The organism is Gemmatimonadales bacterium (assembly GCA_036500345.1).
Taxonomy (GTDB): Bacteria; Gemmatimonadota; Gemmatimonadetes; order Gemmatimonadales; family GWC2-71-9; genus Palsa-1233.
The window spans coordinates 101561-120812 of record DASYCE010000031.1 but is presented as its reverse complement, the minus strand read 5'-3'; the positions used below and the strand labels follow the sequence as shown (position 1 = coordinate 120812).

Genomic DNA, 19252 nt, shown 5'->3' with positions numbered 1-19252 from the left:
CGCTGCGATTCCTGCGGCTATCCCTTCGCCTTGAGCAACTCCGCCACCTGTGCACGCGCCTTGGCGACCTGCGGTTGCAGGTCCGGGTCGGCCTTCGCCCAGAGATCAGCAAACCGACTGTAATACCCGATGGCGTGCTTCGAGTCTCCCGCCTGCTGGTAGAGCTCGCCGAGACGGTAGAGCGTCGGGGCCAAAAAATACGGGTCGGCGCTGATGCGGCCATTGCCGTTCATCTCGACGAACTGGGTCCAGTACTTCCGCGCGGAGTCGGCCTGGTGACCGTGATCGAACGCGAGGCCGATCAGGTACGGCGTGCAGACCTCGCACTTGCCGGTCGGCAACCCATCGGCCTCGACGTCACCGCGACGGAACCAGCTGACGGCGCTGTCGGTCTTCCCCTCGGCCATCGCGATCGTTCCACGTACCCGCGCCGACATCACCGTTTGCTGACGGCGCGCCAGTGTATCGAGCCGAGCCTCATGCTGGTTGAGTATCTCGCGCGCTCTGGTGGCGTTTCCCAGAAGGCCGTACGCCAGCGCCGCCCAATTGCTCTGGTCAGTGGCGACCGGAGTGGAACCCACAGGGGTTGCGCGCATCGTGGAGTCGAGGTCGGCGAGACCGCGCGGAACGTCTCGACGGTCAATTCCATCGTAGAGCGCCTGGACGTACGCCACCTGGTATGGACTGACGGTATCGCCGCGCGCGCGTGCCTTGCCGGCATTCGATTGAGCATACAGTCGCTCGGCGTCGTGCAGGCGCCCTTCCACCGACGCGAGCTGGCTCAGTCCGCCCAGTGACGTCGCCACGCGGAACGGAGATGCGGAATCGACGCCGGCACGGGCGACAAGCCCTGCCGAATCGTACTGTCGCCGCTGCCAGTATTCGGGGAATCGGATCGGGCCGGTTGGAAACGGCACATGCCGGCTGGCAAGGAGCGCCAATATCGAATCGACCCCCGAGTGGTGCCCGATCTGGGAGAACTCCGTCGCGAGGTTGTAGAGGATCGTGCCGTCGGCCGAGTCAGATCGCAACGCGAGCCGGTACGCCGCGATGGCACCGGTGTCACGCGTTTCACCGAGTGTCACGGCAAGGGTATTCGCCGCGTCGTCGTTGGTGGAGTCGAGCTCCACTGCGCGACGGAGGGCGACGATCGCCTTGGCGCGATCATTCGGGACGTCGAGGTAATAGCCACCCTCGACGTTGTACCGCTCCCGCTCAGGCAGCCGGTCGCGCAGTCGGAAGGCAGTGGTGAGAGCGGCGTGGGTTGCCGCGATGTTGGCGGCGCCGCCAAGGGTCTGCAGCGAATAGGCGAGCTGCACCCAGGCCATCGCGAAGTTGCTGTCCTGCTGAATGGCGTCGTGGAATTGACGGATCGCGGCCGGGTAGTCGCCGACCACATCGTTGGTGCGCATCGCCGCGGCGTAGCTGCGGAGGGCGCCAATCGACGCCGTCGTCACCTGCTGGAGCGGTGGCGACTCGCGCACCGACTTGAGCGATTCACCGATCTTGCGACGGAGCGACTTGGTCACCCGATCGACCGCGGGAATCAGGTCGCCGGTGTTGTTGGCCGATTCGCTGAACGACGCGAGCTCATTGCCGCTCTCGGCCGCGACGAGCCGTATCGTGATGACGTAGCCGCTTCCAGCCGGGACGATCGTTCCGGCGACGACCGCCTTGGCACCGTTGCGCTGGGCGATCTCGCGCGCCGTGGCGAAGTCGACACGCGCGGTGTCGGGGCGCTTCATCTGTTCGAGTGTCGAGACGATCGTCGTGGTCGGTATGACGTGCAGCGCGCGGCTCTCGGAGAGCGTGGTCCGAACCGCTTCGGCGATCGTCGATCCGAGTGACGAATCGGCGCCGGGCGAGTCGAATGCGGCGACGACGATCTTGTCGTTGGCAGCAAACTTCCCGGCAGCGAGGAGCGACCCTGCGGGGCCGATGCCGAGGGCGCGGAGTGTCATGAAGCCGGCGACGAGCAGCACGAAGACACCGACGGCGATCATCCCGCCGCGTGCGGTGCGCTGCCACGAGAGGTGCGGGCTCGCCTTGATCGCGAGCGTCGCCATCGTTCCCTGCGGTGCTGCGGCCTGTGTGCCGCCGGGGGTGAAGGTCGGCGTCGCGGTCGCTGCTCGGCGCGCGATGACCTGGGTGTACGCGGTGAAGAGGACCACGGGGAGTCCCAGCGCCATCACGATGAGGGCGCCGGTGAAGACCCAGTCGGGGAGACCGATCGCGATGATCGCCGCACGAGCGAGAATCGCGACCGCGACGAACGCGAGGGCATAAATCCCCAGCGCGCGCCAGATCGTCCTCGGCCCGCCGATCAGGATCGCCGGGAGGGCGCCGCCGGTACCGGATGTCGATGCCACCGCATCGAGGCGATGGAGCAGCTCGGTGGCATTCGCCGGGCGCTGGATAGGATCCTTCGCGAGACACTGCATCACCAGCGCGGCGAGCGCCGGCGGGCAATCGGCGCGGAGTTCGCCGACCGGCTGCGGTGCTTCGCTCATGTGCGCGAAGACGAGCTTGTGCGGCGGGAGGTTCGGGAACGGCGGCCGGCTCGCGATCAGCTCGTACGCCATGCAGCCGAAGGCGTAGATATCGGCGCGATGGTCGGTCGACGGATCGCCGGCGGCCTGTTCCGGCGCCATGTACGCCGGGGTGCCGATGGCGGTGCCGAGCTGGGTGAGCGTCGCCTGCGCAACCCCGCCATCGGGGCGATCGCCGCCGGTCTGGGCGGCGCTGATTGCCTTGGCAATGCCGAAATCGGTGACGACCGCAGTGTGCCCGGAGAGCAGGACATTGTCGGGCTTGATGTCGCGATGGACCACGCCGCGCTCGTGGGCGTAGACCAGCGCGCGCGACACGTCGCGGAGGATGCTGACGATCTCGGCGATCGACAGCGCGCCGCGGCCGAGGCGGGCGCGAAGCGATTCGCCCTCGATGTAGGGCATCGTGTAGTACGGCAGCCCGTCGATGTCGCCTGCGGCGAGGACCTGGACGATGTTGGCCTGCTGCAGCGAGGCGGCGACGCGGATCTCGCGCTCGAACCGCGGCAGCGACATCCCGGCGGCGAGTTCGGGGGAGAGGACCTTGACCACCACCCGGCGTTCGAGGCGGTTTTCCTGGGCGACGAAGACGCGGGACATCCCGCCGCCGCCGAGCTCGTGCTCGAGGGTATAGCTCCCCGCCAGCGACTCTTGAACGCGCGATCGGAGATCGGTCAACGAACCTGCCGGATTGGGTGGGGAAGTGGGGTGCAATATATCGCGCGCGAGGGGATGAGCATAGGCAAAGATCGATTCCGGTCACGCCGACCGGTGATACCTCTGCACCACCACGACACTGGCGCCGTCATTGAAGTATTCCTGCCGGCAGGTCAACGTCCGGCCATCGGCGGAAACGGTCCATTGCGCGCCCGATTGCGAAAATGCTGGCGCGGATCGATTTGAGCCACGATAGACATGGTACGTGGTATCGTCGCGCTCAGTGTGGGCCAAAGGACCAACGGATATCGTGGGAGCGGAGTAGCCGCGATGTCCGGCGAGCCAATGGCTTCGTCGCGAATCGATGACAAGGGTATCGGCGGCCACCGTCGCCGCGAAGACGGCATCGCGATCAGGGCGCGTCGTCACGACGGTGTCGCCGGTGATTGCGATGGCGAGATCGGCGTCGAGTGGAAGTTTCAGCGAGTGGCACGCGGCCGAGGCGCCGGGCGCGCATTGCAGCGAGGTGCGATGCCAGAAGCCTTGGAGCGGCGGCGTGGCGTGTTGGGCGGCGGTGACAGGGTTGGCGAGCGTTACCATTGTCGCGGCGCGGAACGCAATCAGCGAGAGTCGGTTCAACTGCATCTGCGATAGCCGTTGTCTGCTTGTTTCAGCAAGTTGCGTCGAATTCATCGTGATTACGGGCGACCAGAAGTCTAAGCGCGTTTTGCATCAGGCCTCGTACTCCGCTGCACCCCGGGGCCCGTTTGACCATCGCCGCCGTATACCGTCGGACCGTGGTGCTTGATAGGCCCAATGCTTCGGCAATTTCCTTTGCGACGTAAAACGCCGCGTAGTGCGCGAAAATGCGACGTTGCTGATGAGTCATGCAGTTAAGCTGGTCGCATACATAGTTGAGTTCATCGCATGTCAACCACATTGGCAGATGTGGCAATTCCTCCGTGCGCAAGTTACGCATAATTGGACTCCCCTCGATTTGAGCGCGCCGGCCGTTGACAACCATCGGCTCCTCCATGACCCGGGCTGAAATGGGCTCGATCTAGTATGGGACCGACGATTGGACCGCGCCAGCCCCGGCCATAGGGAAGAGACCAACTGGGGCATTGCAAAGTTGGAGTATTGCATGATTTGCAATCCTTTCCGAATCTGCTACCATGCGATCACAATCAGCGCTGCGGAAAATTGCACTCGGGGCGGCCGTGGTGTGTGCTGCGTGGTCTTGCGGACGGTCGCGATCGGTGGCAAGCACGCGGCTGGTCGATGGGCGAGTGCTCCAGGCCGTGGTTACCGATACGGATGCGTTCGCGATCGTCGTCGTCGATCCGGCTGACTGCCTCAGCTGCGATCGTCCGCTCTACTCCCTGCTGCAAGCGCGCCGTCGGCATCCCGGGGCGGTCGCTTTCGTGCTGTCGAGGCCGCCAACGGACTATGAACGCCGGCAACTGGCGCTTCAGCATGAGGTTCCGGACGCAGTGATCGCAGGACGCTCATTGGTCATCCATAGTGATTCACCTGCAGTACTGCCATTCGTCCGTGGACATTTTGCGAAACCGGTCACGGTCTCGGAAGCGCGACCGTTTCTCCGCCAGTTGTTCCACCTTCCCCCCGTTGGTGATTCATCCAACCCCATTCCCGGAGGACGCAATGACACGTAAGAGCAGCGGATGGTTCGGCGCAGCGGCGGTCGCAGCGATGTTGGTGTTTGGTGCGGGCCACATGCCGCGGGCGCACGCCGATACCACACGGCAAACTCACTGGGTCGGTGTGTTCGGATTTCAGGACTGCGTATGGGTCTGTGATTGGGACCTCGCCGGATGCGAGACCAATCCGGACTGCAAGTGCAACTGCTTTCAGTAAGTAGATGGCCTGGCGCACACCTCGCTCGAGGTGTGCGCCAGGCGGTTGGTTGCTATGTTGTGACACCCGGGTTTCTCCGACACCAGCGCTGGAACTTCCTCCTGGATCACGCAATGCGTCTTCGTACCGTGGTCGCCGTGGTGGTCGTGATGGGGTGCCACGGTGACTCGCATATTCGTCGAGTGCCGAAATCCAGCCGTGGCGCAACGGTCACTCTGGTCGATTCGGTTGTCCTGCAGGACCCTGACTCCATGCCGCTTGGTGCGTACACGGCCTTTGTCGCGCATTCGGGTCGCGGCGACTATTTCGTCAATGACATGCAATCGCGGAGAGTCCTGCACTTTCGTGGCAACGGCGCCTTCGCTGGTGTCGTTGGCAAGCCGGGGAGTGGGCCCGGGGAATTCCAGCTTCCCGGACCGCTGCATCTGGTCGCCCACGACTCGCTGCTGGCGGTGGTCGATGTCAATCGGCACGCAATGGAGGTGTTCGATGCGTCGACCGGCGGCTTTGACCGAATGGTAGCGCTACCTGCGCAGGACATTGGTCAGGACTGGCAGGTCGAAGGCGACACTGTGTACTTCGCCCTCCACATGACCGAGGGGATTGCGGGGCGATGGGTATGGACCCACGACTCCGTTCATGCAATCGGTCGGATGCCGACGAGATTTCGCGGAGCCTCAGGCGTGCTCATGGGGTATGGCGTCTCGGAACTTGCACCTCACGACGCCGGCTTCGCGATGCTGCTGCCGGGTGAAATCGGCCTCGACTTTGTGGATTCGGCCGGGGCGTGGTTGGGAAGCGTTCCGATCCCGGCAGCCCGGCGGCGGGGCCAGCCAGACGATCTTGTTGCGCGGCAACAGAAGCTTCGACCCACCGATGCGAATCAGGTGCTGGCATCGGCGTCAGCTGGTCTCAATCGGCAGGCGGACGGGAATTACCTCATCGCCTACGTCGACATGGAAATGCTCGGTACCGCCGGGCATGGCGGCCGATACGGCGCGTTTCGAACGTATTTGGCACTCCTCGCGCCGGACGGCAATCACGCGTGTGTCGACGCAGAACTTCCGGTTGAAACAGATGTCACGCCGATCCCGTTCTTTCGGGGCGACACGGTGAGCGTCCTGGCGCGACAAGTCAACAGCCAGAATCGCGTCCGATCGGTCGTTTACTCGTATGTGGTATCCCCAACCGGATGCGACTGGGTGCCTACCGGTGGTTTCATTCGTGGTGACGGCAACGGCGTGAGGGAGGCAGCCCGATGAACAGAGTTCGATTCGTCGCATCAGCTGGAATGCTCATGGGGACCCATCTCGGGTCGCTTGATGCGCAGCAACCCAGCTGGAAGGTCGCCACGCATCCGCAGTGGTCGATCATCGCCTCCGCCAAGGGGGGCGTGCCGAGCGCGAGCGGCGTGAGCGATGCTGCACTTCTCGGGAATGATCTGGTTGCCATCGCGTACTCGATGCCGCGAGAGGTCCGGGTCTATCGCCGGAGCGGAGCGTTGGTGCGCCGCACCGCGATCGATGGAGGCGCTCAGGCAAAGTCGGTCACCATTGAGCTCGTTGCCAGCGGCGATTCTGTGGGCGCGCACGATCCTGCGACGAGTTCTACGCAATGGTATGGCAAGACCGGCGCGCCGATGGGAGTAATGCAGAAGGGGGATCAGTGGAGTCAGTCCCGTCGGCTAATCTTTGTCAACCGCACTATGTCACGCGTCGAGGACGCTCCTGCGATCGCCTGCGTCCGGCAACTCGCCTCGCATTACCCGGATACCACCGTTCGCGTTGCGCTGCAGGATGGATCATTGTTCTGGTCCGCACCGCTGGCAGGGCATGTATTTGCGATAGCATCCGCCGATGGCCGGCGGATTGCCCAGAGCGAACTGCCGGTCGGGTTTACTCCGCTCAGGGTCACGGAGACCGGCATTCTCGGTGTCTCGGCGAGTGACTCGCTCGACCGGATCGAGTTTTTTTCGCTGGCACGGCCACTGCAACGCCCTGCGCCCCATGAGGCATGTGCGTCTCCGGTGCCGCCGGTTGCGCCGACTGCCGCAGCCACTCGTTCCGCACTCTTCCGGGCGCTGATGGCCGCCGAGCGGGTGAAGGACCGCGCCGGACACTATGTGTCGACGGATGATTCGCTCGGGCTCGCAGCATCGCCAGTGGCGGACGTGCGCGTGCTGGCCACCAGCCGGCGAGGCTGGGTGGGGACGGCGCTCGCCAAGGGCTCATCATATGCATGCGTGGCAGGAATCGGCGATGCAACACCGCCTGGATGGGTCGACGGGATCCTCTATTGCAGTATGTAGTACCGATCGCTGGATCGGCGCGTCTCTCCCCCTTGCATCCCGCGCCGTTCCGACCGATCTATCAGATACCAGCGATTCCAGCGAATACCGTCGACGCCGCCAGAGCTCGGCGCGTGCGCCGCGCTTCACGCTGCGCCGTCACTGCGCCCGTTTCGAGGTCCCATGATCGGTTCGCGATTCCCGCACGCCGCCATCGCCGCCACGCTCGCCACCGCCGCGACCCTGACGTCGTGCAAGTCGAAGGCGAACGATTCAACCACCGGCGATCCGATCACCGCCGCCGTCGATTCCTCCAAGGCCGGCAGCACCCTCGCCCTTCCCGTCGTCGGCGAGCCGGTGCGCAAGGGCGACCTCGTCCTCACCGTCAACGCCACCGGGCAGATCCGCACCGACGCCCGCACCGATGTGAAGGCCGAGGCGACCGGAACGGTGCAGGCAGTGCCGATCCGCGCCGGCGACCATGTCACCCGCAACGAGATCCTCGCCAAGCTCGATCCGACACCGCTCGACCTCGATGTGCGCGCTGCGCAGGCGTCGCTCAACGCCGACATCGTGAACTACAACACGCAGGTCTACACCGATTCCACCGTCGAGGGACAGATCCGTCCCGAGCGGCGCGCCTTCGTCCGCGCATCGACCGGCGTCGACGGCGCGCAGGTCGCCCTCGACAAGGCGACGCTGGCACGCCAGCACGCCGTGATCACCGCGCCGTTCGACGGCGTGATCGAAAACGTATCAGTTGCAGTCGGCGATCACATCTCCGCCGGCGCCGACATCGCCACTGTTGTCGACATGAAAGACCTCCGTGTCGAAGCGCAGGTCCTCGAGCACGATCTCCCGCTCCTTCGCGTCGGCGGCGAAGCGTGGGTCACCATCGCCGCATTTCCCGACAAGCCGGTGCGCGGCACCATCGCAGCACTGCTGCCGCTTGTCGACACCGTGACCCGTGCGGGGCGCGCGATCATCCGGATCGCCGGCGACGGCACGCTCCGCCCCGGGATGTACGCCGACATCAAGCTCGAGGCGAACCGGTTGCCGAACCGGATTCTCGTCCCCGCGCGCGCCGTGATCGAACGCGACAATCGGCCGCTCGTCTTCGTGGCGCAGAACGGCCAGGCGCAGTGGGTCTATGTGAATGCCGGGCGCAGCAACGGTATCGACACCGAAATCCTTCCCGACAGCGCCAGCGGCCAGATCCCGCTCAAACCGGGCGACATCGTCCTCACCGACGGCCAGCTGACGCTCACGCACCAGGCGCCGATCCAGCTCATCAAGAAGCGCACCGGCGACACGCCCTGACGGCCCCGCTCACATGTCGCTGAGCTCCGCGGCGCTCCGCCGCCCCGTCACCACCATCGCCGCCACGATGACCCTCGTCCTCCTGGGCGCGGTGTCGATTTCGCAGATGCCGGTGTCGCTCCTCCCCGACGTCACGCTGCCGGTGCTCGCGGTGCGCACCGTATATAAGGGAGCCGCTGCCGAAGAGGTGTCGCGCTTCGTTGCCGAACCGATCGAGAAGGCGATCGGCGCGATTCCCGGCCTCACCGGCATGCGCTCGGTCAGTCGCAACGGCGAGGACAACACCACGCTGCAGTTCGCGTGGGGGACCGACATGGCGAAGACGGTCCTCGCCGTGCGCGAGCACCTCGACAACGCATCCACATCGTTTCCCACCGGCGTCGACCGGCCGACGCTGCTGACCTCGGACCCCGGTGAGCGGCCGATCGCAGTCCTGGCGCTCACCGGTCCCGGTGACCTCCGCGCCATCGCGCGCACCGGCCAGGATGTCCACGCTCGGCGCCTCGAGCAGATCGCCGGCGTCGCGAGCGTCGCGGTCGTCGGTGACCCGACCGACGAAATCCGCGTCGATGTCGATCCCGATCGCGCCCGAGCGCTGGGAATCACCCCCGACGACGTCGCCACCGCGATCAGCAACGCCAATGCGATCGACAATGGCGGCACCGTGCGCCGCGGCCAGTTCCGTTTTTCGGTGCGAACGCTCACCGAATTGCAGGACCCGGCGCAGATCCGCGACGTCCCGGTCGGCCCGGCGGCGCAGGGGATCAAGCTCTCCGATATCGCCACGGTGACTCCGGCGAGTGCCGACCCGCGCACCGTGGTGCGCCTCGACGGGAAGGCCGCGATCGGGCTCGTTGTCTACAAGGACGCCGGTTCCAATACCGTCGCCGTCACGGCAGAATTGCAGAAGACCCTCGATCTCTTGGCGAAGCAGTTCCCCGATGTACACGTCCGCATCGTCGCGGCGCAGGCAAAGTTCGTCAGCGCGGCACTCTCCAACCTCTGGCAGGAGATCGTCGTCGGCGGGATCCTCTCGATCCTGATCATCGTCCTCTTCCTGCGCGACGTGCGGATGTCGCTCGCGATCGGCGTGATGGTGCCGCTGTCGGTCTTCGTGTCGCTCACGCTGATGCAGCTCTTCCATGTCACGATCAACATCTTCTCCCTCGGCGGACTCGCACTCGCCGTCGGGATGTTGGTCGACAACAGTATCGTGGTGGCCGAGGCGACCGAGCGGGGTCGCGATCTCGGCGAAGGGACGCGCGAATCGGCACGCGTCGCGACTGACGAAGTTGCGGCGCCACTGATCGCCGGGACGCTCACCACTGCGCTCGTCTTCGGGCCGATCGTCTTCGTGCAGGGGCTGTCGGCGGCGCTCTTTCGTGACCTGTCGATTTCGGTGGTGGTGACGCTGATGGCGTCGCTGGTGCTGGCGCTGACGCTGATGCCGGTGCTGACATTGTGGGGGCGGAAGAAGAGCGACCCGGTCCCTCGCCCTTCGACAGGCTCAGGGCCGGTCGCTCGGGATGACAAGGCCAACGCCGAGGACCACGCCGACGAACGCTGGCGCCCCGAAATGGCGCACCAGCCACACATGCACGCGCTTCCGGCTAATGCCTCCTTTCTCGACCGCGTCGGGTTCCGGCTCACGCGGGTCTACGAAGTGGGCCTCACCTGGTCGCTCCGCTATCCGGGACGCGTGATAGCGATGGCGGTGGTATGCGTCGCGTTCACCGTTTATCTCCTCGTCCACCTGCCGCGCGAGATCCTGCCGCAGGTCGACGAGGGGAGCGTGACCGCAGAACTGCGCCTCCCGCCGGCGACTGCGATCGAGGAGACGATTCGTCAGGCGGGGCGGCTGCAGGCGGCCGCCGCATCGCTCGGCAGCGTCGGCACCTACGCCAGGATCGGGTCGGCGAGCGACGAGGAAGTGCTGAGCGGCGCAGAGCCCGGCTCGCCGGCGACGGCGATGTTCGTCTTTCCGGTCCCCCACGGAACCAACGCGCCGGCGTTCGCGGACCGCCTGCGCCGAGCGGTCCCCGATCTCGCGCAGGGCGCGCTGGCGATCGACCTCGCCGGGCAATCGGAGTTTGGTTCGCTGATCGGGCGTGAAGGGCGCACCGTTCGTGTCGAGGTCTCCGCGCAGAAGGATGGCGATGCAGAGCGCGCGGCAGCCCAGGTGCGTGCCGCGGTCGCTACGGTCCCCGACCTCGCCGATGTGCGCGACGCCTTCACCGGGACCGAGCCGATCATGGAGGTGTCGCTGCTGCGCGACCGGATCGCGCGCCGAGGGCTCCCGATCAGCGCGGTACTCAACTCGCTGCAAGGCGCGCTGGGCGGGGTGCAGGCGAGCGACCTCCGTGAGACCGATCGTCGCACACCGATCCGGGTCCGCTACGCCGGGAGTGCCAACGAGAATCTTCAGACGGCGCTCGCGTCGACGGTGCAGGGTGTTCCTCTCGGCGAACTCGTCTCCGTCGAGGAGACGCGTGCACCGGTGGAAGTGGTCCGCGTCGACCAGCGGCCGGTCTCCGTCGTCGAGGCGGTGGTCGAACGCGGCGGCACGGCGCGCGCGTCGGACGCCGTCGACAAGGCGGTCTCGAAGCTCACTCTCGCGCCGGGGGTGGAATGGCAGATCACCGGCGCCGACCAGGAGCAGCGCAAGACGACGAAGCAGCTCTCCCTCGTCGCCGTTCTCTCCGCGGCGCTGATGTTCCTCGTCCTCGCCGGTGAGTTCTCCTCATTCACCTCGCCGCTGATCATCATGACCACCGTACCGATCGCCGGCGCGGGGAGCGTGATCCTCCTCTGGCTTACCGGGCAGTCGCTCAACGCTGTCTCATTGATTGGTATAGTGGTGATGATCGGGATGGCCGACAACGAAGCGGTCGTCAAGCTTGACGCGATCCACCGCTACCGCGACCTCGGCTATCCGATCGATGAAGCGGTCCTTCGCGGCGGACACAAGCGACTCCGCGCCATCACGATGACGACGTTCACCGCAATCGCCGGCGTCATCCCGCTCGTCCTCAACCTCGGCAGTGGCGGCGCCCTCTACCAGCCGCTCGGCGCCGCGGTGCTCGGTGGGTCGGTGACGCAGCTCGCGGTGACCTTCTTCCTGATGCCGGCTCTGTATGCGATGATCGAACGGAGCAAGGCGCGGAAGACGGTGGCCGTCGCATCGGTGGCGGAGCCGGCATGATTCGCTGGGCGGCACATCGTCCCGCCGTCCTCTGGGCGATTGCAGCCGGGATCTTCGTGTCGGGTGCCGTGGCGTTCGGCAAGCTTCCGCTGGCGACGCGCAGCACCATCGAATTCCCTCGGCTGCAGGTCAACGCATCGTTCCCGGGTGCCTCGCCGGAATTGATCGAGACGTACCTCACCGCGCCGATCGAGGGCGTGGTCCAGGGTGTTCGTGGTGTACGGCGTACCTCGTCGACCTCCGAGGAGGGTGCTTCGACGGTCACCGTCGACCTCGATCCCGGCGCCGACATTACTCTGGCGCGCCTTGGCATCCTCGAACGAATCCAGACGCTGAAGCGGGACCTTCCGGCGCAGGCGAATGTGTCGGTGTCCAACTGGGTACCGAAAGATCTGCAGCAACAACCACTGCTTGAAGTGAACGTTGTCGGACCGTACACGCCTGGGGCGCTGGCGCGCGTCGTTCGCGACATTCTCGAACCGAAGCTGTCGAGCATTCCCGGCATTGCCGGCGTGAATGAGAACGGCGGCGCCGACAACCGGATCACGGTCGAGTACGATCCAACCCTGCTGCATCAGCTCAACATCCAGCCGACCGCGCTGAGCACTGCGCTGGCGAGCGCCAGGCAGGTCCAGGCGCTCGGCGAGATCCGCCGCGGTTCGCTCGCGATGAGCGTATCGATCCACGATCAGCCACATCTGGTCGCGGACCTGGCGCGCCTTCCAGTCATCGCGCCGGGAGGGAGAACGTTCTCGCTGGGACAGGTGGCGGCGATTCGCCCCGAGGAAGATGCCAACGGCCAGTTCTATCGACTGAATGGCCAGACCGCCGTGTCGATCTCGCTCTACCGCGAGCCCGGCGCCGATGCGATCAGGACCGCGGCGCTCGCCCGCGCAGCGCTTCCGGGTCTGAAGGCGCTCGTTCCGCCCGGCGTGCGGCTCAGGGTCAACAGCGATGAGAGCGAGGATCTCGCCCACGAACTCGACGACCTGGTCACCCGCGGCGCGATCGCCTTTGCGTCGGTCTTTCTCGTCCTGCTGCTCTCCCTCCGGAGTGGGCCGCGCGCGCTGCTGGTGATCGGAAGTGCCGCTGTCGCCATCGCGGGGGCGGCGCTGTCGCTCTACCTGATGCACATCCCCGCGAACCTGCTGACCCTCGCCGGCCTCGGCATGGGGGTCGGCATCCTGGTCCAGAATGGGCTCGTGGTGGTGGAACGGCTGCGTGCGGCACGGAACACACCCGATGGCCGCGCCGATGCCGGTGCGCGGATTGCGCCGGCGGTACTCGGTTCGACCCTCACCACGACGGTCGTCCTCCTTCCATTTCTCTATCTGCAGGGAAACACGCGCGCCGCGTTCGCGCCGTTCGCGATCGCCTTTGCGCTGGCGCTCTTCTGGTCGGTCGGGACATCGCTGGTCTTCGTCCCCGCAGTCGGCAGAGGGGAAGAAGGACGCGCGCTCGGCTGGCCACGTCTCGGCAGGCTCTACGAACGGATGGTCGCGGCGACGCTTCGCTGGAGGTACCTGACCCTCGGCCTCACAGTCGTGGCGCTCGCGGTGCTGACCTGGGGGTTCATCAAGAAGGTGCCGCGCGTCGACTGGGGGCGCGACTTCGGCGCACCGAGAACGACGATCACCGCGAGCGTCGGTTTTCCGCGGGGATCAGATCCTGCGGCGGTGGAACACATCATCTCCGAGCTCGAAGCCGATGCGGTGGGACAGCCGGGGGTGGCGCTGGTCCGGTCGACTGGAAATCGGCGGAACGGCAATGTGAACGTCGAATTCACCGCAGAGGGGAGCGCGTCGGATGCGCCGTGGGTGGTATCGGACAAGCTCACCGAACGTGCGGTGCTCGTTGGCGGTACGGACAATGTCTCTGTCTCGAAGCCGGAAGGGCCGGGATTCTACAGTTCGTCGGGCGGGAGCGGCTCAGTGTCGCGGCGGATTACGATCCTCGGCTACTCGTACGAAGGTGTGCTGCAGATGGCGCTCGACCTCAAGGCGCGACTCGAGCGGATCCCGCGGGTGCGCGACGTCGACGTGAACGGTGGCAATTCGTACGGCAGCGAGCACGCAGTGAGCGTATCACTCGCCCCCGACCGTACCGCACTCGGCCGGATCGGCGCATCGGCGCAGGACTATTCGAACAGCGTATCACGGCAGATCAGGGGCATTTCTGGCTCGACCACGCTGCAGGAGGGCGACGACGAAGTGGAGGTCTTGCTCCGTGCGGCAGGGGCAAGCGAGCGAGATATCGGGCAGCTGTCGGACGCGCTGGTGTCGAATCCGCGCGGCGTTCCGACGCGGATCGGCGACGTGAGCACCGTCGGCGAAGTGGTGGGACTTTCGGAGATCGATCGGCGCGACCAGCAGTACGTCCGGACGCTGACCTACGATTTCCGCGGACCGCAGAAGCTTGCCGACCGGGTGCACAAGGCGTTCATGAATTCAATCACCACGCCGCCGGGATATACTGTCGCCGACGAGACCTACAACTACCAGGCAGACGAGTCCGCCAAGGGGCTCAACCGGGTCTTCGCGCTCGGCATCATCCTGGTCCTCCTCGCCGTCGCCATCGTCTTCAACTCGGTGTGGGCGGCGGCTATGGTCCTCCTGGCGCTGCCGATGGCGCTCGGCGGAGTGATCGCGGCGTTCTGGTTCACCCATACGGCGTTCACCAGGCAGGCGGCGGTCGGCGTGATCCTCGTCGTCGGGCTCGCGGTCAATCATTCGATCCTCCTGATCGACGCCGCGCTGCAATCGCGCCGCAGTGGAACGTGGCTCACCTTCGGCGACGCGCTCCACGCCGCGACCGATCGCGTCACGATGATCGTGCTGGTGACGCTGACGACGCTGGCGTCGCTGATTCCGATGGCGGTCGGCACCAAGTCCGATTCGATCTTCGGAGCGATCGCGCTCGCGACCGCAGGCGGAACGATTGCCGGCACGCTCGGAGTGATGTTCGTCATGCCGGCGATGCTGATGGGATTGGCGCGGTCGAACGCGAGGAGGAGCGCTTGATGAGTTGGAGAGGACGAATTGCGGGCGCCGTGCTGCTCGGGATGATCGCCGCCGGCCACGTTGATGCGCAGCAACCGGTCCAGGCGGTGACGCTCGAACAGGCGATCCGGCTGGCGCGCGCGGCGTCGCCAACCGTGGTCACTGCCCAGGGATCAACACGGGCCGCCCAACTCGAGACCCGGTCCGCGCTCTGGCAGTACATCCCGGCGCTCACACTCACGCCAGGCGCGAACCTCCTCCTTTCGTCGGGACAGGCACGCCTCGACCCGGTGACCTCGGAGCTGATCAGCGGCAACCAGAGCACCTTCTCCTATTCATTCGGGCTCAACGCGACATACACGATCTTTGATGGGTTCATGCGCACCTATCAGTTGCGGCGGCAGCGGGCGCTCGAAGCCGCGGCCAACGCGTCGCTCACCAGCACGATTTTCGCCAGCGACTACGGTGCGACGCAGGCGTTCTTCGCTGCACTTGCCGACCAGCAGCTGGTGGTCGTGGCGCAGAGCAACGTGGCATCGGCCGAGGCGCAGCTCAAGCTGGCGACGGCGAAACTGCACGCGGGATCGGGGCGGCTCTCCGATTCGCTCACGGCGCAGGGGACCTACCTCCAGTCGAAGCTCGGCGTCCTGCAGGCGCAGTCGAATCTGGTGAACGGGGAGAGCAATCTCGGGCGGCTCGTCGGGATGCCGGGCCGGGTCGCTGCGCTCGATGATTCGACGTTCTACCGCCTTCCCCCTCCGGTCGACACCGCCGCCGTGCGCCTTGAGGTGATGGCGTCGGCGCCGAGCCTCAGGAGCCTCGCCGCGAACGTGACCGCGGCGCATGAGGCGTACAAATCAGCGAAGTCGACCTATTTCCCGACGATCGCGGTCTCGGCCGGCGACAACTGGACGGCGAACCAGGAAAACAATTTCACCCTCACGCCGCGCCGGAGCCTTAACCTCGGCTTCTCCTTCAGTCCCTGGACTTCGCTCCAGCGTGAGACCCAGGTGGAAGAGGCGTCGATCGAGGTGACCGACGCCGAAGTGGAACTTGCCGACCAACGGAACTTCCTCGCGGCGCAGGTCAACCAGGTCTTCGCGGCGCTGTCGACCGCTGAAGAGACGATCGCTGTCACCCAGGCGTCGGTTACTACCGGGGAGCTCAACCTCCGGATCGCGACCGACCAGTACCGGACCGGCGTCTCGACGATCACCGATGTTCTCACCGCGCAGCAGCAACTCCTCTCGGCGCAGGGGGCTGCGGTGCAGGCGAGGTACTCCTATCTATTGGCGAAGGCGCAGCTGGAAGGGATCATCGGCAGGAAGGTCTGAGAGCGATCGGGTTTTCCAACAAGGACCAACGTCCCCAACATGGCCGCGAGTGTTGAAAAACGCTCATCCTTTACATGAAGTGGCCTGCCGGCGATAGCGTCGTAAGATATTGGTGCCGTGTAGGTTGGATCAGGTGATATCGAAGCGACTTCATGGTGGCTTCGATCGATTGCAGCGTTTGTCCACACCGCTAAAATCACGCTCACAGGTGCGTTCGAACTTTTCCACAGAGCGCGCGTGGTAACAATCCGGACATAGGTTCGGTGTGCACCGGCGATGACGGCATTGGTAGAGGAATCGGATCGCGATCTGATGCGGGAGCTGCAGGGCGGGAAGACCATCGCCCTGGAGGCGCTCTTCGTCCGGCATCACCCCCGAGTCCATTCGTTCCTCGCCAGGCTCACCGGCGACCGGGATGCCGCCGACGACCTGGTCCAGGAAGTCTTCCTCCGGATCCTCAAGTACCGGTCTCGCTTCGACCCGTCGCGGGACTTCCTCGCCTGGCTCTTCCGGATCGCCCGCAACACGGCGGCGACCCATTTCCGCCGCCAGAAGCCGACCTCGCCGGAGCCTGATGACTGGGCCGACGACAATCCGTCGGCGCTTGATACGCTGATCGTCGGCGAAGACCGGCAACAGCTCGATCGCGCCCTCGCGGCGCTCCCTTTTGCCCATCGCGAAGTCCTCCTCCTCCGCGGAATGGAGGGGTTGTCGCATCGCGATCTGGCGCTTGCCCTGGGGTGCAGCGAGGGGGCGGCACGGGTCCGCGTCCACCGCGCGCTCAGGGCGCTCAAACGCGAGTGGGCAACGCTCGCAGGAGACACACGATGACTGACGAATCATTCCTGTCGGAGAGCGACCAGCAGCTCCTCGACGCGCTGCACGATCTGCCACCGCTCCCGGTGACGCCGGGGCTGGCCGCGGAGTTCCATCGGCGATTGGCGGCAGAGTCAGGGACCCGGCGGTCGATCGGCAACTGGATCATCGTCTCGATGGCTGCGGCGCTCTTCGTCGCGGTGGTGGCGGGGTGGTGGATCGACCGGAACCGGCGGGAAGGGGAGATTGCCGCGCTGCGGGCGGAGCTCTCCAAGGCGCTGGCGACGCTGCCGGCGCCGGGACGGTTCGAGGCGGTGAACAATGCCGGGAATTCGAAGCTGGGAGACGACTCGGTCGTCACCGCGCTGATTCATGCGCTGCTCGCGGATTCGAACACCAACGTGCGCGTGGCGGCGGCGGCGGCGCTGGGGCGGATCGCGACGCCGGCGGCGCTCGCCGAGGCGGCGCGGCGGTCATTCGGCGCGGAGCGATCGCCGTTCGTGCAGACAGAGATGCTGCGGAGCGTGCAGCGGCTCAACGCGGCGGTGCGTGCGCGAATCGTGGAGCGATTTCTCGGCCGGCGCGATCTCGATTCGACGGTGCGGCTCGAGGCGCAGCAGGTGGCGGGGTTTTGAAGCGACAGACCTACAGGGAAGGGCGGCGGATCATGCGAGGGAATGCGTTCGTGGCGGTTGTCGGCGCGTCGACGATGGCGCTGATGGCGCACCGTGGAAACGGTCAATTGGTGCAAGGGCTGGCCGGTCCGGTCCGGCGCTGTACTGGCGATTCCGTGGACATCAGGTGCCTGGCCGACATGGCTCACGCCCGCGTGAGCGGAGTGCCTCGACACTCCGCTCCGAATCAGGCACTCCGGGTATCGACGACCGGGGCTTCAATCCGGGTTATCGCCGCGCTGAACGATTCAATCGAGTGGTTCAGTTCGACGCTGCCATGGACGTGGCAGTTTGGATCAACAGCTTCGCCATTGACCTGGATAACTGCTGAACGCGGTCCCGGAGCATTCGAACTTCGTCTCGACATCCCGGATTCGATCGCGCATGAGCATCACACCGACCTGGTGGTCGCGATTCCGGCGGATCTCGCCGAGTTGCAGATCGACGCTGCGGACGGAAGCGTCGCGGTCCAGCGTTTTGCCGGTGGGCTGACCATCACGATGAAGAAAGGCCGGGTGTCAGTCTTTCAGGCGACCGGGCCGACGCTCATTGAAAACCGGGACGGTCAGGTGTGGATTTCGCTCGGTACGTCACAGTCGGATCCGGCGTTCGTGCTCAGGTCACCAGTGAACGTTCTCGCCCGCAACGGGAATGTCCAGCTCGCATTTCCGGCCGACACCAAGGCCACCATTGATGCTGAAGCGCATCGGGGCCAGGTCCTCGATGCCTGGGCTTCCCTCACAACGTCGAAGACCGGCGGCTTTGATGTCGCGAACATCGACGGGGTACCGTCGCGCGCGAACTACTTCACGCCGCCGCGAGATAGTGCGTCGCGAACCGAACATCGGGTCCTGAATGGCGGTGGGCCGCAGATCAAGCTCGTTGCATTGAATGGGAACGTCACGCTGACGGGCCAGCTCCCGGGCACGCCGCCCGGCCGCGACGCCCACGCTCCCTACACCGACGGTGCCCCGAAGCCGTTCAGAAAGTGATCTTGAGCGTCGCGCGATTGTGACTGGCGCTCGCCGGCGCCGCAGGGAGGGTCGCGACCAGCGTCCCGTGCGCGATGTACTCGGGGCGTCCTTGCGGTGAGGTCTCCTGGAGGAGCGAGGAGATATTGAGCTCGAACTTCCCGGCTGCAGGAACATCACCCGTTCCCGACGCCCCGACCCACGCCGACGCGGGACGCGTTCCTTCAGCGGCCATGATCGAGAACGACCGCACCGCCGTGGTCGATGCCTCGGTGTAACTCCCCTCCTTGAGCTGTTCGCCAAAGAGGACGCTCACCGAAATCATCACCGGGCGCCTGGTGTCTTCCACTGTACCATTGAACACGATAGCACCAATCGGCATGCCGGGGCGCGGCGCGAAGGCGGCGGTGCAGGTGAACGGCGTCGGGACGGTTCCCGTCAACGTTCCCCGGCACGCCGACGCCGCGGCGGGTGGAGTGCTTCCTTGCACCCCCACCGAGCGCTGCGCGCGCGCGGCGGGAGAGAAGGCGAACGGGATCAGGGCTGCAAGAACTGCTTTCCGCAT

12 protein-coding genes are annotated in these 19252 nt (G+C 65.7%); 9 read left to right on the top strand and 3 right to left on the bottom strand.

Translation table 11 applies throughout. From position 1 onward, the window contains the following. Window positions 1-17 precede the first annotated feature (17 nt). The gene (locus VGM20_13810) at window positions 18-3227 is read right to left on the bottom strand and encodes a serine/threonine-protein kinase (GenBank protein ID HEY4101944.1); all 3210 of its coding nucleotides are present in this window, start codon (window positions 3225-3227) and stop codon (window positions 18-20) included. An 81-nt stretch (window positions 3228-3308) separates the two neighbouring features. Further along, on the bottom strand, window positions 3309-3851 hold the full coding sequence (locus VGM20_13805) for a hypothetical protein (protein HEY4101943.1): 543 nt from the start codon (window positions 3849-3851) through the stop codon (window positions 3309-3311). A 1346-nt stretch (window positions 3852-5197) separates the two neighbouring features. Here VGM20_13805 and VGM20_13800 point away from each other — a divergent pair. The 9 genes from VGM20_13800 (at window position 5198) to VGM20_13760 (ending at window position 18708) form a co-directional block, all read left to right on the top strand. Next, the gene (locus tag VGM20_13800) at window positions 5198-6346 is read left to right on the top strand and encodes a 6-bladed beta-propeller (GenBank protein HEY4101942.1); all 1149 of its coding nucleotides are present in this window, start codon (window positions 5198-5200) and stop codon (window positions 6344-6346) included. Then, the gene (locus VGM20_13795; protein ID HEY4101941.1) at window positions 6343-7392 is read left to right on the top strand and encodes a hypothetical protein; all 1050 of its coding nucleotides are present in this window, start codon (window positions 6343-6345) and stop codon (window positions 7390-7392) included. Before VGM20_13800 ends, VGM20_13795 begins: the two co-directional genes overlap by 4 nt. Window positions 7393-7554: 162 nt before the next feature. Continuing rightward, window positions 7555-8691 carry an efflux RND transporter periplasmic adaptor subunit gene (locus VGM20_13790; GenBank protein ID HEY4101940.1) on the top strand — a complete coding sequence of 379 codons (1137 nt, stop codon included), beginning with the start codon at window positions 7555-7557 and terminating at the stop codon, window positions 8689-8691. Between the two features lie 13 nt (window positions 8692-8704). After that, complete coding sequence (locus tag VGM20_13785; protein HEY4101939.1) at window positions 8705-11893, top strand: efflux RND transporter permease subunit; 3189 nt, start codon at window positions 8705-8707, stop codon at window positions 11891-11893. Next, window positions 11890-14913: an efflux RND transporter permease subunit gene (locus tag VGM20_13780; protein ID HEY4101938.1), complete on the top strand. Its 3024-nt coding sequence runs from the start codon at window positions 11890-11892 to the stop codon at window positions 14911-14913. The genes VGM20_13785 and VGM20_13780 overlap by 4 nt, the downstream gene beginning before the upstream one ends. Then, complete coding sequence (locus VGM20_13775) at window positions 14913-16226, top strand: TolC family protein (GenBank protein ID HEY4101937.1); 1314 nt, start codon at window positions 14913-14915, stop codon at window positions 16224-16226. The genes VGM20_13780 and VGM20_13775 overlap by 1 nt, the downstream gene beginning before the upstream one ends. A gap of 276 nt (window positions 16227-16502) precedes the next feature. Further along, on the top strand, window positions 16503-17057 hold the full coding sequence (locus tag VGM20_13770; protein HEY4101936.1) for an RNA polymerase sigma factor: 555 nt from the start codon (window positions 16503-16505) through the stop codon (window positions 17055-17057). After that, window positions 17054-17677 (top strand): HEAT repeat domain-containing protein, encoded by a 624-nt coding sequence (locus tag VGM20_13765; protein HEY4101935.1) that lies wholly within the window; start codon window positions 17054-17056, stop codon window positions 17675-17677. Before VGM20_13770 ends, VGM20_13765 begins: the two co-directional genes overlap by 4 nt. A 350-nt stretch (window positions 17678-18027) precedes the next feature. Beyond that, window positions 18028-18708, top strand: coding sequence for a hypothetical protein (locus VGM20_13760; GenBank protein ID HEY4101934.1), 681 nt, complete (start codon window positions 18028-18030; stop codon window positions 18706-18708). Here VGM20_13760 and VGM20_13755 read toward each other — a convergent pair. Further along, window positions 18698-19252, bottom strand: coding sequence for a hypothetical protein (locus tag VGM20_13755; GenBank protein ID HEY4101933.1), 555 nt, complete (start codon window positions 19250-19252; stop codon window positions 18698-18700). The genes VGM20_13760 and VGM20_13755 overlap by 11 nt on opposite strands.

Coding starts and splice junctions, on each gene's coding strand:
- VGM20_13805 (HEY4101943.1), bottom strand. CDS start 3,851: ATGCAGTTGAACCGACTCTCGCTGATTGCGTTCCGCGCCGCGACAATG.
- VGM20_13800 (HEY4101942.1), top strand. CDS start 5,198: ATGCGTCTTCGTACCGTGGTCGCCGTGGTGGTCGTGATGGGGTGCCAC.
- VGM20_13795 (HEY4101941.1), top strand. CDS start 6,343: ATGAACAGAGTTCGATTCGTCGCATCAGCTGGAATGCTCATGGGGACC.
- VGM20_13790 (HEY4101940.1), top strand. CDS start 7,555: ATGATCGGTTCGCGATTCCCGCACGCCGCCATCGCCGCCACGCTCGCC.
- VGM20_13785 (HEY4101939.1), top strand. CDS start 8,705: ATGTCGCTGAGCTCCGCGGCGCTCCGCCGCCCCGTCACCACCATCGCC.
- VGM20_13780 (HEY4101938.1), top strand. CDS start 11,890: ATGATTCGCTGGGCGGCACATCGTCCCGCCGTCCTCTGGGCGATTGCA.
- VGM20_13775 (HEY4101937.1), top strand. CDS start 14,913: ATGAGTTGGAGAGGACGAATTGCGGGCGCCGTGCTGCTCGGGATGATC.
- VGM20_13770 (HEY4101936.1), top strand. CDS start 16,503: ATGACGGCATTGGTAGAGGAATCGGATCGCGATCTGATGCGGGAGCTG.
- VGM20_13765 (HEY4101935.1), top strand. CDS start 17,054: ATGACTGACGAATCATTCCTGTCGGAGAGCGACCAGCAGCTCCTCGAC.
- VGM20_13755 (HEY4101933.1), bottom strand. CDS start 19,252: ATGCGGAAAGCAGTTCTTGCAGCCCTGATCCCGTTCGCCTTCTCTCCC.